The following is a 16,661-nucleotide window of genomic DNA, read 5'->3' as shown; positions in this document are numbered from 1 at the left end:
GTCTTTTCAGCGTTCGGAGCGATTGATGCGACTGGTACTTCTGGGTGCGCCGGGTTCGGGCAAGGGAACGCAGGCCGCGCGCCTGAAGGAGCACCTGCAGGTGCCACACATCTCCACCGGCGACCTGCTGCGCGCCGAAGTGAAGGCGGGCAGCCCGCTGGGCCTGCAGGCCAAGGAAGTGATGGCACGCGGCGAGCTGGTGTCCGACGCCATCCTGCTGGGCATGCTCGAGGACCGCTTCTCGCGCGCCGACACCAAGGGCGGCTTCATCCTCGACGGCTATCCGCGCAACCTGGCCCAGGCCGACGCGCTCGACGCGCTGCTCGGTCGGATCGGGCAGCCGATGGACTACGCGGTGCAGCTGGACGTGCCGGTGGAACTGCTGGTCGAACGCATCGCCGGCCGCGCCGCCGCCGAGGGCCGGGCCGACGACTCGCCCGAATCGGTGCGCACGCGGCTGAAGGTCTACGACAGCCAAACCGCGCCGGTGATCGAGTTCTACCGCGCCCACGGCCAGCTGACGGTGGTCGACGGCGTGGGTTCGCTGGACGAGGTGTTCACCCGGATCGTCGAAGCGATCTCGCCCGAGAAAGCGGTCGGGTGATCGCGGCCCCGGCTCGCGCCGAGGCCGTCACGCAAGCCCTTCTCCCGCTGGCGGGAGAAGGTGCCCCGAAGGGGCGGATGAGGGCGTTTTTGCCGGATGCCGTTTGCCACAGGGCTCCATGGGTGCCGTGCCATGCGGGAATCGCTTCGCCGCACTTCCTTTAATCATTGAGAGACGTCAGCTCTTGAAGCTTCATATCCTGGGCATCGCCGGCACCTTCATGGGCGGCGTCGCCGCGCTGGCGCGGGAACTGGGCCATGCCGTGGAAGGCAGCGACCAGGCCGTGTACCCGCCGATGTCGACCCAGCTCGAGACCCTGGGCATCGACCTGAAGCAGGGCTACGTCCCCGAAAACATCTCGCCCGATTGCGACCAGGTCGTGGTCGGCAACGCGCTCTCGCGCGGCAACCCGGCGGTCGAGCACGTGCTCGATGCCGGCCTGGACTACACCTCCGGCGCGCAGTGGCTGCTGGAAAACGTGCTGCCGGGCCGCGACACGTTGGCCGTGGCCGGCACCCACGGCAAGACCACGACCACCACGATCCTGGCGTTCCTGCTGCAGGCGGCCGGGCGCGAACCGGGCTTCCTGGTCGGTGGCGTCGCCGAGGATTTCGGGGTGTCGGCGCGGATCGGGGGCGGCCGGGAGTTCGTGGTCGAGGCCGACGAATACGACACCGCGTTCTTCGACAAGCGCAGCAAGTTCGTCCACTACCGGCCGCTGGTGGCGATCCTCAACAACCTCGAGTTCGACCACGCCGACATCTTCCCCGACGTGGCCGCGATCCAGCGCCAGTTCCACCACCTGGTCCGCACCGTGCCCGGGCGCGGGCGGCTGGTCGTCAACGGCGAGGACGCGCGCCTGGCCGAAGTGCTGGCGATGGGTTGCTGGACGCCGGTGGAGACCTTCGGCCTGGACGCGACGGCAGCGGTGGGCGGCAGGCCGTTCGACTGGAGTGCGCGCCTGGTCGAGGACGACGGCAGCGCGTTCGCCGTGCTGCATGCGGGGCGCGAAGTCGGCACCGTGCGCTGGCCGCTGCTCGGCCGCCACAACGTGATGAACGCGCTGGCCGCGCTGGCCGCCTGCCACGCGGTAGGCGTCGACGTGGCGGCGGTACTCCCTGCGCTGGGGGCGTTCCGCAGCGTCAAGCGCCGGCTCGAAGTGCTGGGCGAGGCGCAGGGCATCACCGTGTACGACGACTTCGCCCACCACCCGACTGCGATCGCGACCACGCTCGCCGGCCTGCGGGCGAAGGTCGGCGATGCGCGGATCGTGGTGGCGATGGAGCCGCGCAGCAATTCGATGCGCTTGGGCGCGCACGCCGACGCGCTGGCGCCGTCGCTGGACGGCGCGGACGTGGTGGTGTTCCTGCACCGGCCGGAGCTGGCATGGGACGTCGGCAAGGTGGTTTCGGCGCTGCGCGGCGAAGGCCACGACGTCGCCGACGTCGATGCACTGGTCGCCAACTTGCGCGACCTCGTGCGCGGCGGCGACCACGTGGTCTTCATGTCGAACGGCGGCTTCGACGGCGCGCCGCGGCGGTTCCTTGCGGCGTTGCGGGAAGGCTGAAAGCCGTCATCGCAAAAACCGAACTGCCTTTGTAGGAGCGGCTTCAGCCGCGAGCTCTTGCTTCCCCTGCCTCCGCGGGCAAAAACAAAAGCTCGCGGCTCAAGCCGTTCCTGCAAAGCCATGCGCTTTTGTGCGGCATCGACGCCAGCTGCGTTAGCCTGCCGCCCATGCCCGCACAGTCCCTGCCGCTGTTCCCCCTGCACACCGTCCTGCTTCCCGGCGCGGCGCTGGGGCTGCGCGTGTTCGAGCCGCGCTACCTCGACCTGGTGCGCGAATGTGGGCGCAGCGGCGGCGGCTTCGGCATCTGCCTGATCCTGGATGGCGAGGAAGCCGGCGCGCCTGCGACGCCAGCCTCGTTCGGCACCGAGGCGCTGATCGAAGACTTCGGCACCGGCGACGACGGCCTGCTGACCCTGCGGGTGCGCGGCGCACGGCGCTTCCACGTGCAGCGCACGCGGGTGCGCGACAACGGCCTGATGGTGGCCGACATCGCCTGGCGCGACGACCTCGATGTCGACGAGCTGCGACCGCAGCACGGCCTGCTGGCGATGGTGCTCGAGCGCATCCTCGACCAGGTCGGCGGCGAGCATGCGCAGGCAGCGGCGGCCCGGTTCGACGATGCCGCGTGGATCTGCTGGCGGCTGGCCGAACTGCTGCCGCTGTCCGACGCGCAGCGGCAGTCGCTGCTGCAGGACGACGACCCGCATGCGCGCCTGGATCAGTTGCTCGGCATGATGTCCTGAGCGTCCGCGTCGGCGGGCACGCGCAACCGCAGCACCTCCACGCCGGTGTGCGGATGCGGCGCCTGTTCCATCGCGAACCCGGCCATCGCCGCGCGCACGTCGTCGTGCGCCACGCCGGTGTCGGGGTCCGGCAGCCACAGGCCGAACAGGCCGAACGGTTCGGCGTAGTGCAGCACCTGGGTGGTGCCGACCCACAACGGCCCGCCGTCGGCCAGTTGCACCGGCGCCCGCCACAGCCGCAGCAGCTTGATCTCGCCCGGTCGGTCGCCGGGGCGGCGCAGCAGCAGGGTTTCGGCCTCGGTGTCGAGCGTGGCCGGCAGCACCGGCTGGCGCTCGGGCGGGATGTCGTCGTTGAGCAGTTGCAGCGTCGCCAGCCAGTCGGCCTGCGGCTGCACGCCCCAGCCGTTGGCCTGCAGCCGGCGCTGCAGCGGTTCGAGCGGGCCGGCGACCTGCAGGTCCAGCGGCCAGCGTTGGCTGGCGTCGTGTTCCTTGCGCTGCGCGGGCAGGCTGGCCCAGCCGTCGCGCCACCACTGCGCGGCGCTCATCGTGGGCAGCGGAGGCGGTGGCGTGAAGCGGTCCAGCAGCGTGTCCACCGCGCGCGGCGCATGCCACAGCGCGGCCACCAGGAACGTGGCATAGAACACCGCCGCCGGCGGCCGCATCCAGAACGAGCGCGCCACGTGGCGCCGGTAGGCGATGCCCAGCACCAGCAGCCAGACGATGCCGAACAGCATCCCGCCGACCACGTCGCTGAGCCAGTGCGCGCCCAGGTACAGGCGCGCGAAGCCGAGCACCGCCACCACCGCGCCGCTGACCAGGTAGGGCCAGACCCGCTGCCGGCCCGGCATCTCGCGCGCGATCAGTACCGCGAAGAAGCCGAAGGTGATGGTGGCCATCGTCACCGCGATCGACGGGAAACCGAACCCCGCCGGCGCGGTGGGCGGGTTGGGCATGTCCACCACCGCGCCGAGCAGCGCGGTCAGGACCAGGCCGAAGGCCAGCGCCGCCAGCCAGTGCGCCGCCGCCAGCCAGCGCTTGCGCCACAGCAGCCACGCCAGCGTCAGCGCGATCGCCGGCCCCAGCACCACCGCATCGCCGATCGAGGCCAGCCCCGCCATCAGCCGGTCGGCCAGCGGGTTGCGCAGGGTCAGCATCGTCTCGTACACGGCGCGATCCAGCGCCAGCGGCTCGCTGCGCATCAGCACCGTGCCCAGCAGCGCGAACCACGCCACGCCGATCGCCAGCAGGCACGCGGCCAGGACCAGCAGCGAGGCCGATTCCGGGCGGTTGGGATCGATCGCCGCCGCCGCGTAGCGGCCCAGGCGCGGATGCATGCGGGTCCAGCGCAACGCGCGCGCCAGCAGCGAGTCGGCGTGGCGTGCGAACCAGCGATACGTGTACAGCACCCCCGCCCACGCCAGCGCCAGCGCCACCGCGAGCCCGCCGATCGCCAGCGCCAGCCGGTTGGCGACCGCCGCCACCGCGTCGTAGGCCTGGCCGAGCAGCCAGCCGGGCACCAGGAACAGCAGTGCCCAGGTCACCGCGGCGAATGCGCTGGCCGGCAGATAACGCCGCAGCGGCATCCGCGCCATGCCGGCGACTGCCGGCACGAACGGCCGGATCGGGCCCACGTAGCGCGCGATGAGGATGCCCTTGAGCGCGTTGCGCCGGAACACCGCCTCGCCACGGTCGAGCAATTGCGGATAGCGCGCGAACGGCCACACCCCACGCAGCTGCGATCCCCAGCGGCGGCCGATCCAGAAGCTCAGTCCATCGCCGATGAAGGCGCCCAGCGCCGCGCATGCCACCGCATACGGGCCGTAGAGTTCGCCCAGTCCGATCAGCACGCCGATCGCGAACAGCAGCGGCAGCGCCGGCACGATCGCGCCAAGCACGATCACCGCGTCGCAGAACGCGATCGCGAAGATCACCAGCCCCGCGGCAACGGGGTGCGCGCCGATCCAGGCGACGAGTTGCTCGAACCATCCATTCGTCATCGGCGGATTGTAAGGGGGTGAGATGAACTCGCGTCCCGGTTCCGGGATCGCGATCCCGTGAAGTGGCTTCGGCCGGCGCCGTTCTCCCACTTCAGCCGGAACCTTCGGTCGGAGCTTTCTCTTACTTTGCCGATGCCTCCAGCTGGAGCCCTTCTCCCGCCTGCGGGAGACAAAACGGCAGGATTGCTGTTTTGCACGGCGCAGCCGCCCGAAGGGCGAGCGCCATGGATGGCGCGAGTGCACGTGCCCGGAGGGCGGATGAGGGCGCGAGCGCAGCGAGCTGTTTTTACGGCCGACGTCCAGGTCGAGAGCTTTCGCGCCGTGGCGGCGCGAGCCACCTTTTTTTGCTTGTGCAAAGAAACCTGGCGCGAAGAAAGCACACCCCGCCTGCGCGCCCGATGCTGCGCATCGGGTTCGCGGAGCCGGCGGGAACTACCGAGAGGGCATCCTGCCCCTCGCGGAAAACGCCGCGCATCCGTGTGCGGCGCCCTGCGGGTTTTACCCGCCGTCTCCGCCGCTTCGGAGGGGCCCCGAAAGTCAACGGCGAGATGCAACGGCAACGGCAAAAGCGAAACCGCCGTCGTAGGAGCGGCGGAAGCCGCGAACCCACGCATCGGACTCATCCCGACGCGAGCACACCTGAAAGCATTCTCCACTCCCCGGTCCTGATCCCTACAATTCACTCATGATCCGAGACGCCGTCGAAATCCAAGCCCTCAAGTCCGACAGCTTCGGCCGCATCTCGCTGATGCGCGACGCGGCCGGGGTGTTCGTGCGCCGCGACCTGCGCCATGTGCCGTGGTGGCTGCGGTTGCCGGCGTGGTGGCTGGCGCGGCGCGAGGCGCGTGGGCTGCGGCGCGCTGACGGACTCGACGCGATGCCCCGGCTGCTCGGCTGGGACGGCCGCATCCTCGATCGCAGCTACCTCGACGGCGCGGCGATGTACCAGCGTCCGCCGCATGGCGACCTGGCCTACTTCCGCGCCGCGCGCCGGCTCTTGCAAGGCCTGCACCGCCGCGGCGTGGCCCACAACGACCTGGCCAAGGAAGCCAACTGGCTGGTGCTGGCCGACGGCCGTCCGGCGCTGATCGACTTCCAGCTCGCCGTGCTCGGCCATCCGCGCTCGCGCTGGATGCGCCTGCTCGCGCGCGAGGACCTGCGCCACCTGCTCAAGCACAAGCGCACCTACTGCCCGCAGTCGATCACGCCGGTCGAACGCCGCGTCCTCAAGCGCACCTCGTGGCTGCGCGAGGCGTGGTTCGCCACCGGCAAGCCGGTGTATCGGTTCGTGACCCGCCGGATCCTGAAGTGGGAAGACAACGAGGGGCAGGGGCCGAAGCCGTAGCAGCGCCCCATGGGTGCGATGGCTTTTGCCGGGAATGCGATCGCGCCGATGGGACGCTCCTACAATGGGTGCCCCCGCACGGAGCCCGCACGATGAACTCACTCGCCGGCAAGACACTGTTCATCACCGGTGCCTCGCGCGGCATCGGCCTGGCGATCGCGCTGCGCGCGGCGCGCGACGGCGCCAACGTGGCGATCGCGGCCAAGTCCGACGTGCCCAATCCGAAGCTGCCCGGCACCATCCACACCGCGGCCGAAGCCGTGGCCGTCGCCGGTGGGCAGGGCCTGGCGCTGAAATGCGACATCCGCGAAGAAGACCAGGTCCGCGCCGCGGTCGCGGCCACGGTCGACGCCTTTGGCGGGATCGACATCCTGGTCAACAACGCCAGTGCGATCTGGCTGCGCGGCGCGCTGGACACGCCGATGAAGCGTTTCGACCTGATGCAGCAGGTCAACGCGCGCGGCAGCTTCCTGTGTGCGCAGGCCTGCCTGCCGCACCTGCTGGCCGCGCCCAACCCGCACATCCTGACGCTGGCACCGCCGCCGTCGCTGGACCCGAAGTGGTGGGCGCCGCACACCGGCTACACCCTGGCGAAGATGGGCATGAGCTTCGTCACCCTGGGCCTGGCCGGCGAGTTCGGCCCGCAGGGCGTCGCGGTCAACGCACTGTGGCCGCGCACGCTGATCGCCACCGACGCGCTGAACATGATCCCCGGTGTCAGCAGCGCCAACGGCCGCAAGCCGGAGATCCTTGCCGACGCCGCGCACGCGATCCTGACCCGGCCCGCCGCGGGCTTCAGCGGCAATTTCCTGATCGACGACGAGGTCCTGCGCGAGGCCGGTGTCACCGACCTGTCGCACTACGCGGCCGATCCGTCGCAGCCGCTGCTGCCCGACCTGTTCCTCGATTGACAGTTTCGTAGGAGCGCCGCATGGGCGCGATTGCCTTGTCGACGAGAGCAATCACGCCCATGGGGTACTCCTGCAGCCCGGAGAACATCCCATGAAATATCTCCACACCATGATCCGCGTGCGCGACTTCGACGCCACGCTGCGCTTCTTCTGCGAAGGCATCGGCCTGCGCGAAACCCGGCGCATGGACAACGCAGCCGGCCGGTACACGCTGGTGTTCCTCGCCGCGGACGAGACGCCCGAAGCCGAGATCGAGCTGACGTACAACTGGCCGCCCGAAGACGGCTCGCCGCCGGAGGACTACGGCAGCGCCCGCAACTTCGGCCACCTCGCGTTCCGGGTCGACGACATCTACGCCACCTGCGAACGCCTGCAGGCCATGGGCGTCACCATCAACCGCCCGCCGCGCGACGGCCACATGGCCTTCGTGCGTTCGCCGGACCTGATCTCGGTGGAACTGCTGCAGGACGGGCACCTGCCGCCGCGCGAGCCGTGGGCGTCGATGCCGAACACGGGGGTGTGGTGATGGCCGCATCCGATGCCATGGAATCCAGCGCTGACCTGATCGCCGCCGGCAAGCGTTCCTACCTGCCGGTGTACCGGCCGCGCGAGATCGTCCTCGAGCGCGGCCAGGGCGCGCGGCTGTGGGATCGCGAGGGCCACGAGTACGTCGACTTTTCCGCGGGCATTGCCGTGTGCGGGCTGGGCCACAACGATCCCGACCTGGTCGCGGCCCTCGTCGACCAGGCCGGCAAGCTGTGGCACACCAGCAACGTGTTCTACAGCGAACCGCCGCTGCGGCTGGCTGCCGAACTGGTCGAGGCGTCGCGGTTCGCCGAGCGCGTGTTCCTGTGCAACTCCGGCGCCGAGGCCAACGAGGCGGCGATCAAGCTGGCGCGCAAGTGGGCCGCGGCGCAAGGTCGGCCGGCGGAGCGGCGCGTCATCGTCACGTTCCGCGGCAGCTTCCACGGCCGCACGCTGGCGACGGTCACCGCGACCGCGCAGCCGAAGTACCAGGAAGGCTACGAGCCGCTGCCCGGCGGGTTCCGCCATGTCGACTTCAACGACATCGCACGGCTGGAGGCGGCGATGGCCGGCGGCGACGTTGCCGCGGTGCTGGTCGAACCCGTGCAGGGCGAGGGCGGGGTGATGCCGGCGGCCGATGGCTTCCTTGCCGCTGCGCGCGCGCTGTGCGATCGCTTCGGTGCGCTGCTGGTGCTCGACGAGATCCAGTGCGGCATGGGCCGCACCGGCACCTTGTTCGCGCACTGGCAGGACGGCGTGGTGCCCGACATCGTCACCCTGGCCAAGGCGCTGGGCGGCGGCTTCCCGATCGGCGCGATGCTGGCCGGGCCGAAGGTGGCCGAGGTGATGCAATACGGCGCGCATGGCACCACGTTCGGCGGCAACCCGCTGGCGGCGGCGGTGGCGCGGGTGGCGTTGCGCAAGCTGGGATCGGCGGAGATCGCTGCCAACGTCGCGCGGCAGTCGGCGGCATTGCGCGTGGGACTGGATGCGATCGATGCCGAACTGGGCCTGTTCGCACAGGTCCGTGGCCGTGGCCTGATGCTGGGCGCGGTGCTGAAGCCCGAACACGCCGGGCGCGCGGGCGAAGTGCTCGACCACGCCGCCGCGAATGGACTCTTGCTGCTGCAGGCCGGCGCCGACGTGCTGCGCTTCGTGCCGGCGCTGAACCTCACCGACGCCGATGTCGCCGAAGGACTGGCGCGGCTGCACGCCGCACTCAAGGCCTTCGCGGCCCGGTAGAGCGCCCATGGGCGCGATTGCTGTTCGCCGGGAAAACGATCGCGCCCACGGGGCGCTCCTGCGGCTCAGATCGCGCGCAGCGCCTGCTCGAGGTCCGCGACCAGGTCGTCGGGATGCTCCAGCCCCACCGAGATCCGCAGCAGGTCCTGCGGCGAGGTCGGGTTGTCGCCTTCGACCGAGGCACGATGCTCGACCAAGGATTCGCAGCCGCCCAGCGACGTGGCGTTGGTGAACAGTCGCAGCGCGCCGGCCATCGCCAGCGCCGCATCGCGGCCGCCGCGCAGCTGCACGCTGAGCATGCCGCCGAAGTCGCGCATCTGCTTCGCTGCCACCGCATGGCCCGGATGCGTGGCCAGGCCGGGATAATTGACGCGCTCCACCTGCGGCTGCGCGGCGAGGAATTCGGCGACCCGGCGCGCGTTGGCGCAGTGCATCGCCATCCGCGCCGGCAGCGAGCGGCAGCCGCGCAGCGTCAGCCAGGCGCTGAATGGCGCCAGCACCGCGCCGGTGATGTGCAGCCGGTGCGCGACGCGCTGGAAGACCTCGTCCGCGCGAGCGAACGCCAGCGCGCCACCGAGCACGTCGCTGTGGCCGCCGAAATACTTGGTGGTCGAATGCATGACGATGTCCGCACCCAGCGCCAGCGGACGCTGCAGCGCCGGCGAGGCGAAGGTGTTGTCGCAGGCCAGCAACGCGCCGTGTTCGTGCGCGAGCGCCGCCAGCGCGGCAATGTCGCAGACCTTCATCAGCGGATTGGACGGCGTTTCGGCCCACAGTAAGTCGAGGCCCTTGCCGCAGGCCGCGCGCACGGCGTCGAGGTCGGCCATGTCGAGCGTTGCCACCGTGATCCCGCGCGCGGGCAGGAATTCGGCGGCCAGCACGCGCACGCCGGTGTAGCAATCGTCGGGGATCGCGATGCGGGTGCCCGGCGGCAGCGATTCGAGCAGGGTGCTGGCCGCGGCCATGCCGGAGGCGAACGTCAGCGCCGCCGCGCCGCCTTCCAGCGCGGCGATCGCCTCGCGCAGGCGGTCGTTGGTCGGATTGCCCTCGCGCTGGTACTCGTAGCCGGCGACGCGCTCGGCCGCCGGCCCGTGCTTGAAGGTGGTGGACAGGTGGATCGGCGGCACGACCGCACCGGTGGCGGCGTCGGCTTCGCCGCCGGCATGGATGGCAAGGGTTTCGAGGCGCATCGGGTCAATCCTCCAGGAATTCGAACTCGCGCAGCGCGGCCAGCAGCGTCGGCAGGTCGCGATAGTGGTGTGCGTGCAATCCGGCGCGGCGGGCGCCGTCGGCGTTCTCGCGCTTGTCGTCGATGAACAAGGCCTGGTCCGGCGTTGCGCCCAAAGCGGCAAGGCAGTGCTGGAAGATCGCGGGGTCCGGTTTGGCGAGCCGGAACTGCGCCGAGCACAACACGCGGCCTTCGAACAGCGGGAACAGCGGCGGGCAGATCGCCGGCAGGTGGTCGCGCAGCAGCAGGTTGTTGTTGGTCAGGATCGCGACCTGCGCGTGCCGTGCAATGCGCTGCGCCAGCGCGAGCACCGCCGGGTCCGCGCGCATCGCGGCGCAGCGTGCGGCGATGCAGTCGTCCAGTGACACCGGCCGCCCGAGCCGACGCGAGAATTCATCGACCTGGCCCTGCGCATCGTGCAGGCCGAGATCGGCGTCGCGCTCGAGCCCGGATTCGAACAGCGCCCGCGAGACCGCCTCGACGCTGGCGCCGCTGCGCCGAGCCAGCAACTGCAGCCGCGACGCGTGGTCGTAGTGCGCCAGCACGCCGTCCAGGTCGAACAGGACGACGGCCGGCGCGCCCTTCATGCCTTCGCCGCCCGGAACGCCTCGCGCGCGGCGACCAGGGTCTGTTCGATCGTGGCGTCGTCGTGCGCGCTGGACATGAAGCCGGCCTCGAACGCCGACGGCGCCAGGTACACGCCGCGTTCGAGCATGGCGTGGAAGAAACGGTTGAAGGCGGCGCTGTCGCAGGTGATCGCCTGGGCGTAGGTGTCGACCTTCTCGTCGCTGAAAAACAGGCCGAACATGCCGCCGACGCGGTTGGTGGTCAGGGCCACGCCTGCTTCCCCCGCGGCGGCTTCGAGGCCGTCGCACAGCGTGTTCGTGCGGCGCTCGAGGTCGGCATGGAAGCCGGGCGCCTGGATCAGTTCGAGCATGGCCAGTCCGGCCGCCATCGCCACCGGATTGCCGCTGAGCGTGCCGGCCTGGTAGATCGGTCCGGACGGCGCGATCTGCTGCATCAGCTCGCGGCGGCCGCCATACGCACCCACCGGCATGCCGCCGCCGATGATCTTGCCGAAGGTGGACAGGTCGGGTGCGACGCCATAGCGCGCCTGCGCGCCGCCCAGCGCGACCCGGAAGCCGGTCATCACCTCGTCGAAGATCAGCAGCGCGCCATGCCGCGTGCACAACTCGCGCAGGTGCTGCAGGAAGCCCTCGCGCGGCGGCAGGCAGTTGGCGTTGCCGACCACCGGCTCGACGATCAGCCCGGCGATGTCGTCGCCGCATTCGTCGAACAGCGCGGTGGCGGCGTCGAAATCGTTGTAGGGCAGGGTGAGCGTGAGGTCGGCGAGCGCCTTGGGCACGCCCGGCGAAGTCGGCACGCCGAACGTCAGCGCACCGCTGCCGGCCTTGACCAGGAACGAATCGCCGTGGCCGTGGTAGCAGCCCTCGAACTTGACGATCCGCGCGCGCCCGGTGGCGCCGCGTGCAAGACGGATCGCCGACAGCGTCGCTTCGGTGCCGGAGTTCACCATCCGCACCATCTCGCATCCCGGCACCAGCCGCGCGATGGTCTCGGCCATCGTCACTTCCAGCGGATTGGGCGTGCCGAAGCTCAGCCCGTCGCGCGCGGTGCGCAGCACGGCGTCGAGAACCGCCGGGTGGTTGTGGCCGACGATCATCGGGCCCCACGAGCCGACGTAGTCGATGTAGCGGTTGCCGTCGACGTCGAACAGATGCGCGCCTTCCGCGCGCTGCACGAAGAACGGCGTGCCGCCGACCGACTTGAACGCGCGCACCGGCGAATTGACGCCGCCGGGCATCAGCGTCTGCGCGCTGGCGAACAGGGCCTGGGAACGTTCGGTGTTCATGCGTGATCTTCTCCGTCTTCTGCGCCGCCGTCTGCGGGCGCCGATTCTTGTTCTAGGGGGAATTCTTGTTCTTCAGCCGCGAGTTCTTCGTCCCGGAAGGGATGTTCTGCGCCATGCCAATGTCACCTTCGTCGGTGCGCAGCGGATGAGTGGGGCGCGTGCCATCCATGAAGCAGGCGCGATACGCCATTGCCGCCGCAACCGGATCCGGCGCGTCGAACACGCCACTGATCACCGCGAGCAGGTCGGCGCCGGCGTCGACCAGTTGGCGTGCATTGTCCGGGGTGATGCCGCCGATCGCCACCCGCGGCAGCCCGAAGCGCGCGGAGTCAGCCAGCACTTCGGGCATGGCGCGGCGTGCGTTCGGCTTGGTCGGCGAAGGGAAGAACGCGCCGAAGGCGAGATAGCTCGCGCCGGCAGCGGCCGCGCTCTCGGCACGTGTGAGGTCGTCGTAGCAGGATGCGCCGAGGATCGCGGCGTCGCCCAGCGCCCGCCGCGCTTCGCGCAGCGCGCCGTCGGTTTCGCCCAGGTGCGCGCCATCGGCGCCGATGTCCGCGGCCAGCCGCCAGTCGTCGTTGACCAGCAGCGGCACGCCGGCCTCGCGGCACAGCGGCAGCAGCGCAGCCGCCTGTTCGCGCCGCAACGCGCCATCGGCGGCCTTGTTGCGGTACTGCAGCAGCGTTGCCAGCCCGATCACCTGGCGAACCCGTGCCAGCAGGCGCGAGGTGTCGACGTCGTCGGGCGTGATCAGGTACAGGCCGCGTGGGGCCGGCCCTGGTGCGGCGTCGCCGTGGCGCGGCCAGCGGGAGTTCATCGTCGCGGTTTCCTGCGGGGGCGCGGGGTGGGACAATGCGTCTTTCCGCACAGAACGCCCCGCCGGGACACCATTATCCGATGAACGAGACCGCCGTCGCCTACCGCACCTGGATGTGCGTCGTTTGCGGCTTCATCTACGACGAAGCGGCCGGGCTGCCCGAAGAAGGCATCGCCCCGGGCACGCGCTGGGAAGACATCCCGGACACCTGGACGTGCCCGGACTGCGGCGTGACCAAGGACGACTTCGAGATGATGCTGGCCTGAGCGGGCTGGCCTGGGCGCGCTGGCCCGGGCGCGCCGTTCAGCTGACGCGGCCGGCGCCGCCGAGTTCCACCAGCTTCGCGCGCACCGTCATCGCATCGCGGGCACGCGGATTGAGCTGCAGGTAGCGCGCCAGGTCTGCACGCGCACCGCTGTTGTGGCCGATATGCAGATAGCCCAGGCCTCGGTCGCGCAGCGCGTCGGGATCGTTCGGCGACAGGTTCAGCAGCCGGTCTGCGCTGCGCGTGGCGCGCTCCCAATCCTCGCCGTCGCTGTAGACGCCGTGCAGGTTGCGCAGTACGCGCATCAGGATGGCGCGGTGCGAGGCCGGGTTCAGGATCTGCGACAGCGCTTCGTCGTCCGGCGCGTCGCCGCCCAGGTGCGGGCGCGCGCGCTGGCGCAGTTCGTCGACGTCGAGCGGGCGGCCGCGGTTGAACGGATCCATCACCAGCACGCCGTCGTCCACCGGCAACCGCACCAGGAAGTGGCCCGGGAACGACACCCCATCGAGCGGCACGCCGAGCCTGCGCGCGACTTCCATCTGCACCAGCGCCAGCGAGATCGGATTGCCGCGCCTGCGCTCGAATACCTCGTTGAGGTAGCTGTTGCGCGGATCGTAGTACTGGTCGTGGTCGCCCGCGTAGCCGAGCTCCTCGAACAGGTGCCGGTTGATCGCCTGCATCTTCAGCGCCCAGTGTTCGGTCGCATCGATCTCCTCTCGCATGCCGGCCGCGTGGCCGTGCACCAGGCCGTCGTACTGGTCCGCATCGAGATCGGGGTATTCATCGCGCGCGATCAGCAGCGCGGTGCCCAGCAACGGCAGCGACGCGTCGTCGAGCCTGGCGAGCGAATTCCAGTCGGGCAGTGCGATGCGGTCACGCATGCGGCAAGCGTGCGCCGCGGCTGCGGGTGTCGCAAGTGCGGCCGCGCGGGCGTCAGTTGCCGGTGGCCGGGATTCCAGGGCCGAAGTGCAGCTCCTCGCCGTTCTCGAGGCCGATCTGCGCGGCCTTGCCGGCGTTGAGCTCCAGCACGTAGCGCGCTGGCGCATCGCTCGGATACGACGGGCATCGGTCGCCTGCCGAACAAGGCGGCACGTCGCGCTGCTGCGACACCAGGCGGCGCTGGTTGTCGAAATAGAGGATATCGAGCGGAATCCGGGTGTTCTTCATCCAGTAGGCCTGCGGCGCCAGTTCGTCGTGGATGAACAGCATTCCGCGCTCGGCGGCCAGTTCGTCGCGGAACATCAGGCCGCGTGCGCGTTCGGCATCGTCATCGGCGATCTCCACCTCGTAGCGGTGGCCGTCGAGTTCGACCCAGTTGCCGCTCGCGCAGGCGGTGGCGAGCAGGCTGGAGGCGCAAAGCGCCAGATGGGCGAGAACGCGGGTCGGTCGCATGGGTCGGGCTCCACCATCTTCAGAATGGGTCGTTCCGCACCTTCAGGCAGGCTGGGCGGGGGCGTCAAGGTCCGCCAGGCAAAAAAACATTCGCCCCCTCTTCCCAAATCCTGGCGGTGCGTGCACAATGCGCGCCCCGCCAAGGAGCGGTCGGCGCAAGCCGGCAGGACCTGGCGGAGGGGGACGAAAAATACGCTTCACAAGGTGTTGACGTCCTTCGAAACCGCGCTAGAATGTGCGGCTCCCCTGACGGGATGGCCTCCGGGCCGGAACTTCAAGGGATCGCAAAATCAGCTCCGAAAGGTGTTGACGAAAGCAAAAACCGCGCTATCATGGGCGGCTCACCTCGACGGAAGTCGAGGCGGTACGGAAGAAGGCGCTGAGGCCGCTTCCAGGATCTTTGACAGTGTGCGCAGGTGACTTGTGCGGGCGTCTGGCAGGTGGATGACTGTCCATTTGCAGGGCGTTCGTAACAGAGTCTCCAAATCAATTCAAATGCAAGCAATTGCAAGCGAGTGGTTCTGGAGCTCGGTGACGACGACTGCACTCAAGAAATTGGCCAAAGCCCTTTGGGGCCGGAAGCCGCAAAACTTAAGTGAAGAGTTTGATCCTGGCTCAGAGTGAACGCTGGCGGTAGGCCTAACACATGCAAGTCGAACGGCAGCACAAGGGAGCTTGCTCCCTGGGTGGCGAGTGGCGGACGGGTGAGGAATACATCGGAATCTACCTTGTCGTGGGGGATAACCTCGGGAAACCGGGACTAATACCGCATACGACCTTCGGGTGAAAGTAGGGGATCGCAAGACCTTACGCGATTAGATGAGCCGATGTCGGATTAGCTTGTTGGTGGGGTAAAAGCCCACCAAGGCGACGATCCGTAGCTGGTCTGAGAGGATGATCAGCCACACTGGAACTGAGACACGGTCCAGACTCCTACGGGAGGCAGCAGTGGGGAATATTGGACAATGGGCGCAAGCCTGATCCAGCCATACCGCGTGAGTGAAGAAGGCCTTCGGGTTGTAAAGCTCTTTTGTTGGGAAAGAAATCCTGTCGGTTAATACCCGGTAGGGATGACGGTACCCAAAGAATAAGCACCGGCTAACTTCGTGCCAGCAGCCGCGGTAATACGAAGGGTGCAAGCGTTACTCGGAATTACTGGGCGTAAAGCGTGCGTAGGTGGTTTGTTAAGTCTGATGTGAAAGCCCTGGGCTCAACCTGGGAATTGCATTGGATACTGGCAGGCTAGAGTGCGGTAGAGGGTAGTGGAATTCCCGGTGTAGCAGTGAAATGCGTAGAGATCGGGAGGAACATCTGTGGCGAAGGCGACTGCCTGGACCAGCACTGACACTGAGGCACGAAAGCGTGGGGAGCAAACAGGATTAGATACCCTGGTAGTCCACGCCCTAAACGATGCGAACTGGATGTTGGGAGCAATCTGGCTCTCAGTATCGAAGCTAACGCGTTAAGTTCGCCGCCTGGGGAGTACGGTCGCAAGACTGAAACTCAAAGGAATTGACGGGGGCCCGCACAAGCGGTGGAGTATGTGGTTTAATTCGATGCAACGCGAAGAACCTTACCTGGCCTTGACATGCACGGAACTTTCCAGAGATGGATTGGTGCCTTCGGGAACCGTGACACAGGTGCTGCATGGCTGTCGTCAGCTCGTGTCGTGAGATGTTGGGTTAAGTCCCGCAACGAGCGCAACCCTTGTCCTTAGTTGCCAGCACGTAATGGTGGGAACTCTAAGGAGACCGCCGGTGACAAACCGGAGGAAGGTGGGGATGACGTCAAGTCATCATGGCCCTTACGGCCAGGGCTACACACGTACTACAATGGGAAGGACAGAGGGCTGCGAACCCGCGAGGGCAAGCCAATCCCAGAAACCTTCTCTCAGTCCGGATCGGAGTCTGCAACTCGACTCCGTGAAGTCGGAATCGCTAGTAATCGCAGATCAGCATTGCTGCGGTGAATACGTTCCCGGGCCTTGTACACACCGCCCGTCACACCATGGGAGTTTGTTGCACCAGAAGCAGGTAGCTTAACCTTCGGGAGGGCGCTTGCCACGGTGTGGCCGATGACTGGGGTGAAGTCGTAACAAGGTAGCCGTATCGGAAGGTGCGGCTGGATCACCTCCTTTAGAGACTAAAGACAGCTA

14 protein-coding genes, 1 rRNA gene and 1 pseudogene are annotated in these 16,661 nt (G+C 68.6%); 9 read left to right on the top strand and 7 right to left on the bottom strand.

From position 1 onward, the window contains the following. Window positions 1–25: 25 nt before the first annotated feature. From ACTJIL_RS10645 to ACTJIL_RS10635, 3 genes are all read left to right on the top strand, one after another. Entirely contained in the window at window positions 26–604 is a 579-nt protein-coding gene (locus ACTJIL_RS10645; RefSeq protein ID WP_440755481.1) for an adenylate kinase, read from the top strand. 220 nt (window positions 605–824) lie between these two features. Beyond that, complete coding sequence (gene mpl / locus ACTJIL_RS10640; protein WP_440755904.1) at window positions 825–2,171, top strand: UDP-N-acetylmuramate:L-alanyl-gamma-D-glutamyl-meso-diaminopimelate ligase; 1,347 nt, start codon at window positions 825–827, stop codon at window positions 2,169–2,171. 167 nt (window positions 2,172–2,338) lie between these two features. Then, a complete protein-coding gene (locus ACTJIL_RS10635; protein ID WP_440755480.1) occupies window positions 2,339–2,914 on the top strand; it encodes an LON peptidase substrate-binding domain-containing protein in 576 nt (191 codons plus the stop codon). Here ACTJIL_RS10635 and ACTJIL_RS10630 read toward each other — a convergent pair. After that, window positions 2,890–4,911: a VTT domain-containing protein gene (locus ACTJIL_RS10630; protein WP_440755479.1), complete on the bottom strand. Its 2,022-nt coding sequence runs from the start codon at window positions 4,909–4,911 to the stop codon at window positions 2,890–2,892. The two genes, ACTJIL_RS10635 and ACTJIL_RS10630, sit on opposite strands and share 25 nt — an antisense overlap. Window positions 4,912–5,596: 685 nt before the next feature. Here ACTJIL_RS10630 and ACTJIL_RS10625 point away from each other — a divergent pair. The 4 genes from ACTJIL_RS10625 (at window position 5,597) to ACTJIL_RS10610 (ending at window position 8,934) form a co-directional block, all read left to right on the top strand. Beyond that, window positions 5,597–6,256, top strand: a complete 660-nt coding sequence (locus tag ACTJIL_RS10625; protein ID WP_440755478.1) for a serine/threonine protein kinase — start codon at window positions 5,597–5,599, stop codon at window positions 6,254–6,256. 92 nt (window positions 6,257–6,348) lie between these two features. Next, entirely contained in the window at window positions 6,349–7,167 is an 819-nt protein-coding gene (locus ACTJIL_RS10620; RefSeq protein WP_440755477.1) for an SDR family oxidoreductase, read from the top strand. 91 nt (window positions 7,168–7,258) lie between these two features. Then, window positions 7,259–7,693 carry a VOC family protein gene (locus ACTJIL_RS10615; RefSeq protein WP_440755476.1) on the top strand — a complete coding sequence of 145 codons (435 nt, stop codon included), beginning with the start codon at window positions 7,259–7,261 and terminating at the stop codon, window positions 7,691–7,693. Between the two features lie 17 nt (window positions 7,694–7,710). Next, window positions 7,711–8,934 (top strand): acetylornithine transaminase, encoded by a 1,224-nt coding sequence (locus ACTJIL_RS10610; protein ID WP_440755475.1) that lies wholly within the window; start codon window positions 7,711–7,713, stop codon window positions 8,932–8,934. A 65-nt stretch (window positions 8,935–8,999) separates the two neighbouring features. Here the strand turns inward: ACTJIL_RS10610 and ACTJIL_RS10605 are convergent, their stop codons facing one another. The 4 genes and pseudogenes from ACTJIL_RS10605 to thiE all read right to left on the bottom strand — a co-directional run. Next, entirely contained in the window at window positions 9,000–10,124 is a 1,125-nt protein-coding gene (locus tag ACTJIL_RS10605) for a trans-sulfuration enzyme family protein (protein WP_440755474.1), read from the bottom strand. A gap of 4 nt (window positions 10,125–10,128) precedes the next feature. After that, complete coding sequence (locus tag ACTJIL_RS10600) at window positions 10,129–10,749, bottom strand: HAD family hydrolase (RefSeq protein ID WP_440755473.1); 621 nt, start codon at window positions 10,747–10,749, stop codon at window positions 10,129–10,131. Beyond that, a complete protein-coding gene (hemL, locus tag ACTJIL_RS10595; protein ID WP_440755472.1) occupies window positions 10,746–12,035 on the bottom strand; it encodes a glutamate-1-semialdehyde 2,1-aminomutase in 1,290 nt (429 codons plus the stop codon). The genes ACTJIL_RS10600 and hemL overlap by 4 nt, the downstream gene beginning before the upstream one ends. 169 nt (window positions 12,036–12,204) lie before the next feature. Then, window positions 12,205–12,849: pseudogene (gene thiE, locus ACTJIL_RS10590) on the bottom strand (thiamine phosphate synthase); the annotation flags it as partial. A 35-nt stretch (window positions 12,850–12,884) separates the two neighbouring features. Between thiE and ACTJIL_RS10585 the strand changes: the two are divergent. Then, window positions 12,885–13,115 carry a rubredoxin gene (locus ACTJIL_RS10585; protein ID WP_440755471.1) on the top strand — a complete coding sequence of 77 codons (231 nt, stop codon included), beginning with the start codon at window positions 12,885–12,887 and terminating at the stop codon, window positions 13,113–13,115. 37 nt (window positions 13,116–13,152) lie between these two features. Here the strand turns inward: ACTJIL_RS10585 and ACTJIL_RS10580 are convergent, their stop codons facing one another. Together ACTJIL_RS10580 and ACTJIL_RS10575 are read right to left on the bottom strand one after the other, a co-directional pair. Continuing rightward, window positions 13,153–13,995, bottom strand: a complete 843-nt coding sequence (locus tag ACTJIL_RS10580; protein ID WP_440755470.1) for a SirB1 family protein — start codon at window positions 13,993–13,995, stop codon at window positions 13,153–13,155. Between the two features lie 52 nt (window positions 13,996–14,047). After that, window positions 14,048–14,506, bottom strand: a complete 459-nt coding sequence (locus ACTJIL_RS10575; protein ID WP_440755469.1) for a DUF192 domain-containing protein — start codon at window positions 14,504–14,506, stop codon at window positions 14,048–14,050. A 592-nt stretch (window positions 14,507–15,098) separates the two neighbouring features. Between ACTJIL_RS10575 and ACTJIL_RS10570 the strand changes: the two genes are divergently transcribed. Further along, window positions 15,099–16,643, top strand: a 16S ribosomal RNA gene (locus tag ACTJIL_RS10570). The last annotated feature ends 18 nt before the right edge of the window (window positions 16,644–16,661 follow it).

It is taken from the genome of Luteimonas sp. 22616 (assembly GCF_052044325.1).
Classification (GTDB): domain Bacteria; phylum Pseudomonadota; class Gammaproteobacteria; order Xanthomonadales; family Xanthomonadaceae; genus Luteimonas.
Note: the sequence above shows the minus strand (reverse complement) of the source record. Positions and strands in the feature narration are given on the sequence as shown.

Bases quoted from the DNA above. Each gene is read 5' to 3' on its own strand.
- ACTJIL_RS10620 (WP_440755477.1), top strand. From the start codon at position 6,349: ATGAACTCACTCGCCGGCAAGACACTGTTCATCACCGGTGCCTCGCGC.
- ACTJIL_RS10580 (WP_440755470.1), bottom strand. From the start codon at position 13,995: ATGCGTGACCGCATCGCACTGCCCGACTGGAATTCGCTCGCCAGGCTC.
- ACTJIL_RS10635 (WP_440755480.1), top strand. From the start codon at position 2,339: ATGCCCGCACAGTCCCTGCCGCTGTTCCCCCTGCACACCGTCCTGCTT.
- ACTJIL_RS10645 (WP_440755481.1), top strand. From the start codon at position 26: ATGCGACTGGTACTTCTGGGTGCGCCGGGTTCGGGCAAGGGAACGCAG.
- ACTJIL_RS10600 (WP_440755473.1), bottom strand. From the start codon at position 10,749: ATGAAGGGCGCGCCGGCCGTCGTCCTGTTCGACCTGGACGGCGTGCTG.
- ACTJIL_RS10630 (WP_440755479.1), bottom strand. From the start codon at position 4,911: ATGACGAATGGATGGTTCGAGCAACTCGTCGCCTGGATCGGCGCGCAC.
- hemL (WP_440755472.1), bottom strand. From the start codon at position 12,035: ATGAACACCGAACGTTCCCAGGCCCTGTTCGCCAGCGCGCAGACGCTG.
- ACTJIL_RS10610 (WP_440755475.1), top strand. From the start codon at position 7,711: ATGGAATCCAGCGCTGACCTGATCGCCGCCGGCAAGCGTTCCTACCTG.
- ACTJIL_RS10585 (WP_440755471.1), top strand. From the start codon at position 12,885: ATGCGTCTTTCCGCACAGAACGCCCCGCCGGGACACCATTATCCGATG.
- ACTJIL_RS10625 (WP_440755478.1), top strand. From the start codon at position 5,597: ATGATCCGAGACGCCGTCGAAATCCAAGCCCTCAAGTCCGACAGCTTC.
- ACTJIL_RS10615 (WP_440755476.1), top strand. From the start codon at position 7,259: ATGAAATATCTCCACACCATGATCCGCGTGCGCGACTTCGACGCCACG.
- ACTJIL_RS10575 (WP_440755469.1), bottom strand. From the start codon at position 14,506: ATGCGACCGACCCGCGTTCTCGCCCATCTGGCGCTTTGCGCCTCCAGC.
- ACTJIL_RS10605 (WP_440755474.1), bottom strand. From the start codon at position 10,124: ATGCGCCTCGAAACCCTTGCCATCCATGCCGGCGGCGAAGCCGACGCC.
- mpl (WP_440755904.1), top strand. From the start codon at position 825: ATGGGCGGCGTCGCCGCGCTGGCGCGGGAACTGGGCCATGCCGTGGAA.